9 protein-coding genes are annotated in these 13,451 nt (G+C 61.8%); 1 reads left to right on the forward strand and 8 read right to left on the reverse strand.

Annotated features, from left to right (window positions below; all coding sequences use genetic code 11):
- Positions 1-30: 30 nt before the first annotated feature.
- The gene (locus BLU01_RS15185; RefSeq protein WP_092276982.1) at positions 31-483 is read right to left on the reverse strand and encodes a GNAT family N-acetyltransferase; all 453 of its coding nucleotides are present in this window, start codon (positions 481-483) and stop codon (positions 31-33) included.
- A gap of 257 nt (positions 484-740) precedes the next feature.
- Between BLU01_RS15185 and BLU01_RS15190 the strand changes: the two genes are divergently transcribed.
- Positions 741-1,478, forward strand: coding sequence for a substrate-binding periplasmic protein (locus tag BLU01_RS15190; RefSeq protein ID WP_092276985.1), 738 nt, complete (start codon positions 741-743; stop codon positions 1,476-1,478).
- A 155-nt stretch (positions 1,479-1,633) separates the two neighbouring features.
- On the opposite strand, the gene yccS is transcribed toward BLU01_RS15190, so the two are convergent.
- The 7 genes from yccS to betA form a co-directional block, all read right to left on the reverse strand.
- Positions 1,634-3,817 carry a YccS family putative transporter gene (gene yccS / locus BLU01_RS15195; protein WP_092276988.1) on the reverse strand — a complete coding sequence of 728 codons (2,184 nt, stop codon included), beginning with the start codon at positions 3,815-3,817 and terminating at the stop codon, positions 1,634-1,636.
- Between the two features lie 262 nt (positions 3,818-4,079).
- Positions 4,080-5,258: a BaiN/RdsA family NAD(P)/FAD-dependent oxidoreductase gene (locus BLU01_RS15200; RefSeq protein WP_092276991.1), complete on the reverse strand. Its 1,179-nt coding sequence runs from the start codon at positions 5,256-5,258 to the stop codon at positions 4,080-4,082.
- A 133-nt stretch (positions 5,259-5,391) separates the two neighbouring features.
- Complete coding sequence (dbpA, locus tag BLU01_RS15205; protein WP_092276994.1) at positions 5,392-6,777, reverse strand: ATP-dependent RNA helicase DbpA; 1,386 nt, start codon at positions 6,775-6,777, stop codon at positions 5,392-5,394.
- A gap of 187 nt (positions 6,778-6,964) precedes the next feature.
- On the reverse strand, positions 6,965-8,392 hold the full coding sequence (gene mdtD, locus BLU01_RS15210) for a multidrug transporter subunit MdtD (protein ID WP_092276997.1): 1,428 nt from the start codon (positions 8,390-8,392) through the stop codon (positions 6,965-6,967).
- 221 nt (positions 8,393-8,613) lie between these two features.
- Positions 8,614-9,951 carry a TldD/PmbA family protein gene (locus tag BLU01_RS15215; RefSeq protein WP_092277000.1) on the reverse strand — a complete coding sequence of 446 codons (1,338 nt, stop codon included), beginning with the start codon at positions 9,949-9,951 and terminating at the stop codon, positions 8,614-8,616.
- On the reverse strand, positions 9,951-11,393 hold the full coding sequence (locus BLU01_RS15220) for a TldD/PmbA family protein (protein WP_092277003.1): 1,443 nt from the start codon (positions 11,391-11,393) through the stop codon (positions 9,951-9,953). Before BLU01_RS15220 ends, BLU01_RS15215 begins: the two co-directional genes overlap by 1 nt.
- A 284-nt stretch (positions 11,394-11,677) precedes the next feature.
- Positions 11,678-13,381 carry a choline dehydrogenase gene (betA, locus tag BLU01_RS15225; protein WP_092277006.1) on the reverse strand — a complete coding sequence of 568 codons (1,704 nt, stop codon included), beginning with the start codon at positions 13,379-13,381 and terminating at the stop codon, positions 11,678-11,680.
- Between the last annotated feature and the right edge of the window lie 70 nt (positions 13,382-13,451).

Below are 13,451 nucleotides of genomic sequence, written 5' to 3' on the forward strand. Positions count from 1 at the left end.
GTGGGAGCGAGCTTGCTCGCGATGGGTCCCTCAGAGACGCCGCATTCCAATATGCGGAATATCATCCTCCAGATATTCCTCACCCACCGCGACAAACCCGTATCGCCCGTAATACCCCTGCAAATGCGCCTGCGCCGACAGATAAATCGGCACATCCGGCCAGCGTTTCTCAGCCTGCTTCAACGCCTGTTCCATCATCTGATGGCCCAGCCCCTGACCCCGACCTTGCGGCGCGGTCAGCACCCGACCGATCACCACGTCGCCGCCCTGCGACTCCGGGTCGAGCAAGCGCAGGTACGCGACCAGCACATCGCCGTTCCAGCCCATCAAATGGCAGGTGTCACCTTCCAGGTCCTGGCCGTCGACGTCCTGATAAGCACAGCGCTGCTCGACCACAAACACTTCGGCGCGCAATTTCAAAATGGCGTACAGCTGCTCTTTACCCAGATCGTTGTGATGTTTGCAGACCCACTCGATAGTCATCTTCTTATTCCTTGAACAACGTTCAGCCGATACTAGGCGACCTGACGAAAGATGTCTCGGTGGCTGATAAATCTGTGACAAAGGCCAAAATGCCATCATTCATTTCGCGCGGCCGCTGCTGCTTTGTGTACTCTGCAAGTCAGCACTGTGCGCCGGCTTCAATGAGCTAAAGTTGAGTACCGGTTCACCGGCCTCCGCGTTTTGGAGTCTTCGCTGAAAAACATCCCGGGCAGCCCGCCCGCCAAGGATTTTCTAGCATGCCGCGATTGCATCGAGCCTTTGCTTTGATTGGATTGCTGTTGCTGACTCAGAACGCGGCGGCGGAAAAGCTGCGTTTGGTGGCCGATAACTGGCCGCCGTTCACCGATGCCACGTTGATCAACGGCGGCCTGGCTACCGACATCGTCAGCACCGCGCTGGCCCGCGCCGGGTATGCCAGCGAGTTCGAGCAAGTGCCGTGGGCGCGGGCGTTGCTGGGTGTGGGCGAGGGCCGCTACGACGTGTTGGTCAACGCCTGGTACAACGACGAGCGGACCCAACTTGGGCAGTTTTCCGCCGAATACCTGCTCAACCGCGTGCGCTTCATCAAGCGCAGAGACGCGCCCATCGAATACAACAATTTGCAGCAATTGCACACGTACCCGATTGCGGTGGTGCGCGGTTACGCCTATTCGCCGGAATTCGATGACGACGCCGCGTTGCAGAAAATCCCTGTGCATAACTTCGCCATGGCCGTGCGCATGCTCGCCGCGGACCGGGTGCAACTGACGCTGGAAGATGAGTTCGTCGCGCGCTATTACCTGTCGCGCGAATCGGTGAAGGTGCGCAACTCGGTGGAGTTTCTGCCCAAGCCGTTGAGTGAGAACAGCCTGCATATTCTGGTCAGCCTGAAGAACCCCAGGCATCAGCAGATCGTTGCCGGGTTTGATCGGGAGATTGCAGCGATGAAGGCGGATGGCAGTTATGAGCGATTGATGAAGCAGCATGGGATGTGAAGGGCTGCGGCAAGTTCTGAGCGGCGAGCCGCAAGTTGCTCGGCGGTGTTGCGGATGACGCCTTCGCGGGCAAGCCTCGCTCCTACATTGGAAATGCGTTTCCCTTGTAGGAGCGAGGCTTGCCCGCGAAGAGGCCCGCCCAGCCACTGCAAATCTCAATCCTGGCGGGTGTCCTTGATCAAATGCGCCGCCAACGTGCGCAACGGCCCCAACTGCCGGCAGATCAGCGCCAGTTGCGTCTGCACCAATCGCTGCCCTTCATCAATCTCGTCCGGCATCTGCTCCAGCGCATTGGCCAGCGCTTCTTCTTCATCGCTCTGAATCGCAATCGGCGTTTTGCTCGCCAGCCCTTGGGCGATTTCGTCGATGCTCGCGGCCAGGCTCACGCCGGCGCCGTCGATCAAATGCTCGCGCACGTCCGGCGGCAACTGCGTTTCGCGGTGCGCGCCGAGGCCTGACAAGTAACTCAGCAGCGTGTGCGACAACACCAGAAAACGGAAACCGACGTCCGCTTCCTTCCGGAAATGCCCCGGCTCCATCAGCATGTTCGCCAGCGTGGTCGACAGCGCCGCGTCGGCGTTGTGCGCGTTGCGGCGGGCGAGGCGATAAGCAAGGTCATCACTTTTGCCGGCGGCGTATTGCTGCATGATCTGGCGCAGGTAAATGCTGTTGCAGGTCAGGGTGTTGGCCAGCACTTTGTTCAGGCGTCGGCCCTGCCAGTCGGGCAGGAACAGGAACACCGCGAGCCCGGCGATCAGGCTGCCGAGCAAGGTATCGAACAGGCGTGGCAGGAACAGTCCGTAACCGTCGCCGACCTGATTGAAGCAGAACAGCACCATGATCGTGATCGCAGCGGTGGCCAAGGTGTAGCGCGTGGTGCGGCTGATAAAGAACACCACCCCGGCGGCGATCGCGAAACACGATTGCACCAGCGGATTGGGGAACAGATCGAACAATGCCCAGGCGATGGTCAGGCCGATCGCCGTGCCGATGATCCGCTGGCCGAGTTTGCGTCGCGTGGCGCCGTAGTTCGGTTGGCAGACGAACAGCGTGGTGAGGATGATCCAGTAGCCTTGCGATGGGTGAATCAAATGCACCATCGCGTAGCCGATGCTCAGCGCCAGCGGCAGGCGCAGGGCGTGGCGGAACAGCAACGAGGTCGGCGTCAGTTGCGTGCGCAAGCGCAGCCAGACGTCTTTGAAGTTGCGCGGCGAGCGGTCGAGCAGGCTGCTGTCGGTGGCGTCGGCGAGAGCGTCGGGGTTGCTCGCGTCGCTGAGCAAACGGTCGAGCGTGCCGAGGTTGGCCGCCAATGCGCGCAACGAGCGCAGGAGCCCGCGCCACGCCGGGTTGCTTTGCACGCGCAGGTGTTCGAGGGAGGCGTGCAGGTCGCCCAGCGCTTCGGCGAAACTGGCGTCATAGACGAACGGCTGGCGCATCTGGATGGATTCGGCGAGCGCCCGGCAGGCCTTGCCTTGCTGGCGCAGCAGGCGTTGACAGCGGAACATCACGTCGCTGTGAAAGAACGCCTCGGCCAGCGCGTTGTACGGATAGTGCGAAGAGCTGGCGCGTTCATGAATGTCTTGGGCGAGGAAGTACAGTTTGAGGTAACGGCTGACTTTCGACCCCGGCCGACCGTTGCCGACCCGGTGCAGGATGATCTCTTTGGCGACGTTCAGCGCCGCGACCACACGCCCGTTTTGCTGCGCCAGTTCGAGGCGCCGCGCCTCGGTGTCCATCTGCCGGATCGGTTCGAACAGCGATGATTTGAGCTTCAGGTACAGGCCCAATTCGCGGAACAGCCGCGCCAGGCTTTGCTGCACCGGCTGATTGGAAAACAACGCCTGCCACAGCACCGAGAGCAAGCCGTACCACGCGGCGCCGGCCACCAGCAGCAGCGGCTCGTGCCAGAAATCGGTGACCGCGCCGCCGCGCTGGTCGACGCCGATCATGGTGTAGACCGCGAGGATCAACGTCGCCGAGGCAATCGCGCCATAGCGTTCGCCGAGGGCGCCGAGCATGGTCAGGCCGAAACTGGCCAGCGCCAGGGCGACGATGAAAATGATCGGGTAGGGGAAGAGTAATTCGACCGCCAGCGCGGCGACGCTGAAACACACCAGCGTCACGGCCAGCGCGTTGAGGCGGCCCTGCCAACTGTCGTCGGTTTCAGCGAGGGCGCTGGCGATGATGCCCAGGAACAACGGGATCAGCAGCGCCATTTCGTCCTGATACCAGCACACGGCCATGCTGCCGGTCAGGGCGATGAACACCCGCACGCTGTAGCTGAATTTATCCAGCGCCCAGAGGCGACGCAGAGACTGAGTAAAAGAAGTCGATGACATGAAGTGCGAAGGCCTTCCGAGGCAATGCCGCTAAATTGAGCCAGTAATGACGTCGACGCAATGGCGCCGATCACATCTGACAGCAAAATCTGTTCCCTGATATCACAAGCGACCCGCTGTAGGAGTGAGCCTGCTCGCGATGAGGCGTGTCAGTCAGAAATAATTTGCCTGACCCGGCGCTATCGCGAGCAGGCTCACTCCTACAGGGGCGGTGTGTTGATTGCCAGAGTTTCGATCCGCCGACAATCTGGTGTGGGTGGTATCAGACGTACTGCGCGGCAGCGTAGCCGGAGGCCCAGGCCCATTGGAAGTTGAAGCCGCCGAGGTGGCCGGTGACGTCCAGCACTTCGCCGATGAAGTACAAACCGGGGCTTTTCAGCGATTCCATGGTTTTCGACGACACTTCGTGCGTATCGACCCCGCCCAGCGTCACTTCCGCCGTGCGATAACCCTCGGTGCCGGCCGGCACGACTTTCCAGCTCGCGAGTTTTTCCGCGATGTCGGCGATTTCGGCGTGGGTGTACTGCTTCATCGGTTTGGAAACGAACCAGCTGTCCGCCAGCAGGTTGGCCATCTTCTTGGTGAAGATTTCCCCCAGCAGGGTTTTCAACTCGCTGTTCGGCCGTTCGGCTTGCTGCTGTTGCAGCCAGCTCGGCGCGTCGTGGTCCGGCATCAGGTTGATTTCAACCGTGTCGCCGGATTCCCAGAATGACGAAATCTGCAAAATCGCCGGGCCGCTGAGGCCGCGATGGGTGAACAGAATGTTCTCGCGGAAACTCTGCTCGTTGCAGCTCACCAGACAATCCACCGAGGTGCCGGACAGCTCGGTGCAAAGCTCTTTGAGCTGATCGGTGATGGTGAACGGCACCAGCCCGGCGCGGGTTGGCAGCAATTCGTGGCCGAATTGCTTGGCGACCTGGTAGCCGAAACCGGTGGCGCCGAGTGTCGGGATCGACAAACCGCCGGTGGCGATCACCAGCGATTCGCAGCTCAACTGGCCGAGCGTGGTGTCCAGCAAGTAACCGCTTGCGGTTTTTTCGATGGTCGAGATCGAGGTGTCGAGGTGCAGGTTGACGCCGACCTGATCGCATTCGTTGAGGAGCATTTCGAGGATGTCGCTGGATTTGTTATCGCAGAACAACTGGCCGAGTTTTTTCTCGTGGTACGGCACGCCATGCTTGGCGACCATGCCGATGAAATCCCACTGGGTGTAGCGGGCGAGGGCGGATTTGCAGAAGTGTTCGTTCTGCGAGAGGAAATTGCCCGGCTCGGTGTACATGTTGGTGAAATTGCAGCGGCCACCGCCCGACATGAGGATTTTCTTGCCGGCCTTGTTGGCGTGGTCGAGCAACATCACTTTACGCCCGCGCCCTGCGGCGGTCAGCGCACACATCAACCCGGCGGCGCCAGCGCCAATGATCACGACTTCGGTAGAGCGCAAAACGGTGTCCTCACACAGATCTCAAAGCTAGCCCGGACCTTGTAGGAGCGAGGCTTGCCCGCGAAGGGGACCGTGAGGCCGCCAAAAGCTTCGCGGGCAAGCCTCGCTCCTACAGGGGGGGGCGGTGGTGTTCTTACAAAATGCGTACGCGCAACGAACGGCCTTTGATTTTGCCATCGTTCAGGCGTTGCAGGGCTTGCTTGGCAATCCCGCGTTCAACCGCCACAAACGCCTGGAAATCGAAGATCGCAATCTTGCCCACCTGCGCGCCTGGAATCCCGGCATCGCCGGTCAGGGCGCCAAGGATGTCGCCCGGACGCACTTTGTCTTTGCGCCCGGCACCGATGCACAGCGTGCTCATCACCGGCAGCAGCGGACCGCCGCCCTGGGAGGTGAGGTTGTCGATCTGATCCCAGTTCAACGGCGACTGCTGCAGTTTCTCGATGGCTTGGGCGCGGATGGCTTCGGACGGCGCAACCAAGCTGATCGCAATGCCTTTTTCGCCGGCGCGGCCAGTACGGCCCACACGGTGAATGTGGATTTCCGAATCACGCGCCAGCTCGACGTTGATCACCATGTCCAGCGCATCGATGTCCAGACCGCGCGCGGCGACGTCGGTGGCAACCAGCACCGAAGTACTGCGGTTAGCGAACATCGCCAATACCTGGTCGCGATCACGCTGTTCCAGATCGCCGTGCAGGCCGACGGCGGAAATGCCTTTGGAGGTCAGGTGATCAACGGTTTCCTGAACCTGCTGCTTGGTGAAGCAGAAAGCCACGGTGGACGCCGGACGGAAATGGCCAAGCACCTTGGTCACGGCGCTCATGCGTTCTTCCGGGGAAATTTCGTAGAAACGCTGCTCGATCTGCGTGTCGTCGTGGAACGCCTCGGCTTTGACGATCTGCGGGTTGCGCATGAACTTCGCGGCCAATTGCTTGATGCCGGTCGGGTAAGTCGCGGAGAACAACAGGGTCTGACGGCGCTCCGGGGTCTGCGCGATGATTTCTTCGATGGAATCGTAGAAACCCATGTCGAGCATGCGATCCGCTTCGTCGAGGATCAGCGTGTTGAGGCCATGCAGGATCAGCGAACCTTTGCGCAAATGTTGCTGAATCCGCCCCGGCGTGCCGACGATGATTTGCGCGCCGTGCTCCAGCGAGCCGATCTGCGGGCCGAGGGACACGCCGCCGCACAGGGTCAGAACCTTGATGTTGTCTTCGGCACGGGCCAGACGACGGATTTCCTTGGCCACCTGGTCCGCCAGCTCGCGGGTCGGGCAGATGATCAGTGCCTGGCAACCGAAGAAGCGCGGATTGATCGGGTTCAGCAGGCCGATGCCGAAAGCAGCCGTCTTGCCGCTGCCGGTCTTGGCTTGGGCGATCAGGTCCATCCCCTTGAGGATCACCGGCAAGCTTTGCGCCTGGATCGGCGTCATCTGCGCATAACCGAGGGAGTCGAGGTTAGCCAGCATGGCGGCGGACAGCGGCAAAGTATTAAAAGCGGTGGCGATGGTGGTCACGGGACGGGCCTGCAAAACAAAATGTCGCGCAGTGTATCAGGCCTGCGCGCTGCACCTGCAAATTCTGGACGAGAAGCACGTTGTAGCAGCTGCCGAGGCACGAGGCTGCGTCGGGCTGCGAAGCGGCCCCCGAGGGCGGTCCAGCGGACACGCAACGCAGCCTCGTGCCTCGGCAGCTGCTACACGGTTAGTGGTCGATGTCGGGTTGGCGGCTGATTGCCCGGCGCCCGTCTTCCTTTGACAGCTGCGAGAAGATTGTCGCGGCCAGCATCGCCATGATCCCGACTGTTACAAAAGTCAGCTGGAACGCACCGAGCACGGTGTCGACGCCATCGTTGCCGACTTCGGCGGTGAAACCACCGAGCAGCGCCCCGGCGCACGCGACGCCGAGGCTCAGCGACAGTTGCGCGACCACCGAGAGCAAACTGTTGCCGCTGCTGGCGCTGGCGTCGTCGAGGTCGATCAGGGTCACGGTGTTCATCGCGGTGAATTGCAGCGAGTTGATCGCGCCGAGAATCCCTAGCATCGCCAGCAGCAACCAGTACGGCGTCTGCTCGCTGACCAAGCCCATGCTCGCGAGCATCAGGCCCAGCGCCACGGTGTTGCCAGTAAGGATGATGCGGTAGCCGAAGCGTTCGATCAGCGGCCGCGCGACCGACTTGGCGACCATCGCCGCAGCGGCCAGCGGCAGCATGCTCATGCCGGCCTGCGACGGCGAATAACCCAGCGCCACTTGCAGCAGCAAGGGCACCAGAAACGGCAAGGCGCCGCTGCCGAGGCGCGCGAACAGGTTGCCGAGAATGCCCACGGCAAATGTGCGGGTCCTGAACAGCGACGGCGCGAACAGCGGATTATCGATGTGTCCGGCGCGCAGCCAATATGCCGCCAGACACGCCATGCCGCCGAACAGCAGCAACATCACGCGCAGGTGCGGCAGGTGCAATTCGCCGAGGCCTTCCATGGCAATGGTGATCAGCACCATCGCCGCGCTAAACAGCAAAAAGCCCAGGCTGTCGAAGCGTGTGCGTTCGCTGCCGCGCAGGTCGGGAATGAACTTCCACACGGCGTAGCAGCCGATGGCGCCGACCGGCAGGTTGATCAGGAAGATCCAGTGCCAGGTCAGGTATTCGACCATCCAGCCGCCCATGGTCGGGCCGATCAGCGGGCCGAGCAGGCCGGGGATGGTGATGAAACCCATGATCCGCACCAGTTCCGAGCGCGGGTAGGCTCTGAGCACCACGAGGCGCCCGACCGGCAACATCAGCGCGCCGCCCAGGCCCTGAATGATGCGCGCGCCGATCAACATGCTCAGGGTGCTCGACAACGCGCAAAGCAATGAGCCGATGCTGAACAGCAGGATCGCGCCGAAGAAGATTTTCTTGGTGCCGAAGCGGTCGGCGATCCAGCCTGAGGCGGGGATCAGCAACGCGACGGTGAGCATGTAGGCGATGATCACGCCTTGCATGCGCAGCGGGTTTTCCGCCAGGTCCAGCGCCATCGCCGGCAGCGCGGTGTTGAGAATGGTGCCGTCGAGCGACTGCATGAAGAAAGCAATCGCCACAACCCACGGCAGCCAACGGGCGGTGACAGCGTCAAGAGGCGGGCGGTTGGGCATGGGACCTCATTTGATTCGAACAAAAATCCAGCGACTACCGGTGACCCCGTGGCGAGGGGGCTTGGCGAAACGTCGCACCGCCCCGTTGGGTTGCGAAGCAGTCGTAAATCCAGCAAACGCGGTTTGGCCGGTGAACCGCGTTTGCCGATCTGGGGCTGCTTCGCAACCCAACGGGGGCGAGCCCCCTCGCCACAGGGTTTTCGGTGTGCCGGGTGGCGGGTTTACAGGGTCAAGGTCAATCGCTTGATCAGTGCGCCGGGCAGCAGCGCCGATGCCGTGGCGCGTTGGCTGTAGGTGCTCGCCGACAGCAGCAGTTCGCGTTCTTCGGTCAGCGCTTCGAGCTGCGAACCAAGCAAGCTGTAGGCGCTGTCATCAAAACGCATGGTGCTGACCGGCGCCTGAATCTCGCCGTTCTCGACCCAGAACGTCGCAAACCGGGTCATCCCGGTCATCCGTGCAGCGGGTTGATCCGAGTAGTTCAAGTACCACAGGTTGCTGATGTACAGCCCGGTGCCCAACTGCTTGAGGATCTCTGCTTCTGGCAACACGCCGGCCGCCATGTTCAATGCACTTGGCATTTCTCCGCCGCCGGCACCGTTGGCGGTCAAACCGTATTCGGCGGCACTGCGCGAACCCACCAGTTGCGCGCCAGCCTTGCCGGCGACGATCAACCCCAGATCACTGCGCGGATAACCTTCGCCGGAAAACGCCGGGCTCAGGGAACCGCTGACCTTTTCGTCCAGCGATACCAGCGGGCTGAACGACTGATCACCGGCATACAACTTCTGCAACGGGCTGCCCTTGCTGGCAATCGACTGCGCGGAAAAACCGCCCCAGCCGAGCATGCCCATGATCTCTTCCAGCGCCGCCGGGGCGAGGTAAGCGCGGTATTGCCCCGGCGCCAGAGTGCGCGATGGCCGACCGAGAAACGCTAATTGCTCGCGGGCCTGCTGGAAGCGTTTGGCGAAGCCTTCGCTGCTCCAGTCGTGCCCGGCGTAGCTGGCTTTCAGCGCCTGGCCGTTTTCATGAAACAGGCTGAAATCGAAGTTGAAGCTGTTGGCCTGATGCCAGCCAAACGCGCCCGAAGAGCTGGCGAAACCACGACTGATCGGCCCGGCAGCGTAGAACCCGACCAGGTCCAGACCCTCGGCGGCCTGAGCGATTTCGGCGACCACCTGCTCGGTGTCCGGCAACGGATGGTCCTGCACATTCTTGCTCTGCCAGCCGTTGTGGTTGAGCAGCAAGTACGGGTCCGCCGGCAGCAACGGCAACGTTTCGCGCAGTTGTTGCAGGCCCTCGGCCAAGCGCTGCAGGTCAACCTCGGCATCGCCGGACAGGGTGATGTGCAGGTCGGCGTGGCGACCTTCGTTGATCAATTTGAAACCGACACTCGCCTGCTGCACTTGCCCGGCCTGACGCACCTTGGCGTGATTGAAACGCACGAAGGACGACGACTCGGCGGCGTAGCTGAGGGTGAATTGTTCCGGCTCGCGAATCGCGTCGCGCAGCCAGGTGACCAGCGACTTGAACGCATCGGCCTGACTTTTTTCAATGCTCATCAGGCATCTCCCCCAAACACATCAATGTTGCTGAACACGCACGCCGGCGAGGCGTGGCCGACGCGGATCACCTGGTTCGGTTCGCCCTTGCCGCAGTTCGGCGTGCCGAGGACTTTGACGGTGTTGGCGTCGCCGACCGCGCTGAGGCTTTTCCAGAAGTGCGCGGAAATCGCCCGGTAGTTGGGGTTTTTCACCACGCCTTTGAGTTCGCCGTTCTCGATCAACTGGCCCCACTCGCAGCCGAACTGGAATTTGTTGCGCGCATCGTCAATCGACCAGGAACGGTTGGTGCTCATCACAATGCCGTTCTCGATGCCGCCGATCAATTGCTCCAGCGGCTGATCGCCGGCCTCGATGTTGAGGTTGGCCATGCGATCGATCGGCGGACGGTTCCAGCCGCACGCGCGGCTGTTGGCGACGCCGTCCATGCCGGCGCGAAATTGCGAAAGTGCGCCGCCCAGTGGCCGTAACAACAGGCCTTCCTTGATCAGGAATTGCTTGCTCGCGGCGCTGCCGTCGTCGTCATGGCCGTAGCTGGCGAGCTGCTCGGGGATGTCCGGGTCGAACGTCACGTTGAGCAGTTTGGAGCCGTATTGCAGGCTGCCGAAATCCTCAGCCTTGACGAAACTGGTGCCGGCGTAATTGCGTTCATCACCGAGGATGCGGTCGAGTTCCAGCGGATGGCCGATCGATTCGTGGATCTGCAGCATCATCTGGTCGGGCATCAACAGCAGGTCGCGCGGGCCTTGCGGGGTGTTCGGCGCCAACAGCAATTGCAGCGCCTGATCGGCGATTTTCGGCCCGGCGCCGACCAGTCCGCAGCGGCTGATCACATCGAAGCCGCCCTGTTGGCCGAAGTTCTCGCGGCCGAGGGTGCGGGTCTGGCTGTCGTTGCCGTCGTAGGCGGTCACTTCCAGGCTGGGGAACACGAAGCGCTGGGCCTGGCGCAGTTCGGCGCCGGCGCTGCTGAGGTAGATCTGCTCGACGTTGGTCACGCCGATGCTGACCTGCCAGTTCACCAGTCGCTCGTCCTTGGGCACGGACGCGGATTCGGCGCCGAGCAACTGGTAGCAGTCGTTCAGGGACGGGAAGGGCTGGTCGAAGTTTGGCGAAAAGTAATCGGCGCGCTCACTCGATACGGCTTGTGCGCTGAGGTCGAGCAGGGCGTGCGGCTTGAGTCGGCGAGCGTGCTGCTCGGCTTTCTCCAGTGCGGCTTGCAGGCCTTGCTGCGAGAGGTCGTTGGTCGCCGCGTAGGCTTCGACGCCGTTGACCCGAACGGTCAGCATCGCGCCTTCGTCACGGCTCAGGCTCGGCGGTTCGGCGACGTTCTTGCGCACCGACAGGTATTGGCCGGACTCGCGCACATAACGCAGCGAAAAGAATTCAGCGCCCGTGCGCAACGCAGCAAAACGCTGCTTGAGCTGGGGGTGGAAATCGAACATTCGAGAACCTCCTTGGTATGGAGTAGCGGCGTATCGGTACGGCGAGGGGGGTGAAACGTTTGCGTGGCGCTAGATTAGGCCTGCGTGGGGGGTAGGATCAAGGGCGGCGCGGGTGTAGGAAGGTTTACCGGTTTGTGTCAGGTCTACATGTTTCGTCTGTTGGAACGCTTTCGCGGGCAAGCCTCGCTCCTACAGTGGATTGGGTTGATCACAAATAGGCGAACCAATCCAAAACCTGTAGGAGCGAGGCTTGCCCGCGAAGGCAGCACCGCGGTGTAAGGGTGTTACTGCGCAGTCGGGCTCACATCACGCATCGGCTTGCCACGCACTGGCGCATCGCCGGCGACGAAGTAGTCGGCGGTGCTGCGCGGCAGTGGCTGGCGGCCACGGATCTTGTCGGCGATTTTCTCGGCGATCATGATCGTTGGCGCGTTGAGGTTGCCGGTGGTGATGATCGGCATGATCGACGCATCGACCACACGCAGGCTCTGCATGCCATGCACACGGCCCTCGGCGTCAACCACGGCCATCTCGTCGGTGCCCATTTTGCAGGAGCAGGACGGGTGGAACGCGGTTTCGGCGTGTTCGCGGATGAACTTGTCGAGCTGCTCATCGGTTTGCACGTCGATACCCGGGCTGATTTCGCGGCCACGGTATTGATCCAGTGCCGGCTGCTGCATGATTTCACGGGTCAGGCGGATGCCGTCACGGAATTCCTGCCAGTCCTGCTCGGTGGCCATGTAGTTGAAAAGGATGCTCGGGTATTCGCGCGGATCCTTCGACTTGGCCTGGATGCGACCACGGCTCGGCGAACGCATGGAACCCATGTGCGCCTGGAAACCGTGCTCTTTCACGCCGTTGCTGCCGTTGTAGTTAATCGCCACCGGCAGGAAGTGGTACTGAATGTTCGGCCATTCGAATTCCGGACGCGAACGGATGAAACCGCCGGCTTCGAACTGGTTGCTGGCGCCGATGCCGGTGCCGTTGAACAGCCATTCGGCACCGATCGCAGGCTGGTTGTACCAGAGCAGCGACGGGTACAGCGAAACCGGTTGGGTGCAGGCGTATTGCAGGTACAGCTCAAGGTGATCCTGCAGGTTTTCGCCGACGCCTGGCAGGTCGTGGACCACCGGGATGTCGAGCTTGTTCAGCAGTTCGGCCGGGCCGACGCCGGAGCGTTGCAGAATCTGCGGCGAGGCGATGGCGCCGGAGCACAGCAGCACTTCTTTGCGCGCCTTGGCTTCAACACGTTCTTCTGCCGAGCCGATCAGGTAACGCACGCCGACCGCACGTTTGCCTTCAAACAGAATCTTGTCGGTCAAGGCGTGGGTGACGATGGTCAGCGTCGAGCGCTTCTTGGCGATGTCCAGGTAACCGCGCGCGGTGCTGGCACGACGGCCGTTCGGCGTGACGGTACGGTCCATCGGGCCGAAGCCTTCTTGCTGGTAACCGTTCAAGTCTTCGGTGCGCGGGTAACCGGCTTGTACGCCGGCTTCAACCATCGCGTGGAACAGCGGGTTGTTGCCAGCCTTCGGCGTAGTCACGCTGACCGGACCGTCGCCACCGTGGTAGTCGTTGGCGCCGATGTCGCGGGTTTCCGCTTTGCGGAAATACGGCAGGCAGTCGAGGTAAGTCCAGTTTTCCAGACCTGGGAGTTTCGACCAGTTGTCGTAGTCCATCGCGTTGCCGCGGATGTAGCACATGCCGTTGATCAGCGAGGAACCGCCGAGGCCTTTGCCGCGACCGCATTCCATCCGGCGACCGTCCATGTACGGTTCCGGATCGGTTTCGTACGCCCAGTTGTAGCGTCGACCTTGCAGCGGAAACGCCAGAGCGGCAGGCATTTGCGTGCGGAAGTCGAGACGATAATCCGGGCCGCCTGCTTCGAGCAGCAGGACGGTGACGCCTTCGTCTTCAGTCAGACGGGTCGCCAGGGTGTTACCGGCCGAGCCGGCACCGATGATGATGTAATCGTATTCTTGGGACATAAAATGCACCCTCATTGAAAGTGGTCAGGTCGCCCGTAGCAGCTGCCGAGGCACGAGGCTGCGTTGGGTG

Origin of the sequence: Pseudomonas prosekii, assembly GCF_900105155.1 — a bacterium.
Classification (GTDB): domain Bacteria; phylum Pseudomonadota; class Gammaproteobacteria; order Pseudomonadales; family Pseudomonadaceae; genus Aquipseudomonas; species Aquipseudomonas prosekii.

Bases quoted from the DNA above. Each gene is read 5' to 3' on its own strand.
- BLU01_RS15185 (WP_092276982.1), bottom strand. From the start codon at position 483: ATGACTATCGAGTGGGTCTGCAAACATCACAACGATCTGGGTAAAGAG.
- BLU01_RS15190 (WP_092276985.1), top strand. From the start codon at position 741: ATGCCGCGATTGCATCGAGCCTTTGCTTTGATTGGATTGCTGTTGCTG.
- yccS (WP_092276988.1), bottom strand. From the start codon at position 3,817: ATGTCATCGACTTCTTTTACTCAGTCTCTGCGTCGCCTCTGGGCGCTG.
- mdtD (WP_092276997.1), bottom strand. From the start codon at position 8,392: ATGCCCAACCGCCCGCCTCTTGACGCTGTCACCGCCCGTTGGCTGCCG.
- BLU01_RS15215 (WP_092277000.1), bottom strand. From the start codon at position 9,951: ATGAGCATTGAAAAAAGTCAGGCCGATGCGTTCAAGTCGCTGGTCACC.
- BLU01_RS15220 (WP_092277003.1), bottom strand. From the start codon at position 11,393: ATGTTCGATTTCCACCCCCAGCTCAAGCAGCGTTTTGCTGCGTTGCGC.
- betA (WP_092277006.1), bottom strand. From the start codon at position 13,381: ATGTCCCAAGAATACGATTACATCATCATCGGTGCCGGCTCGGCCGGT.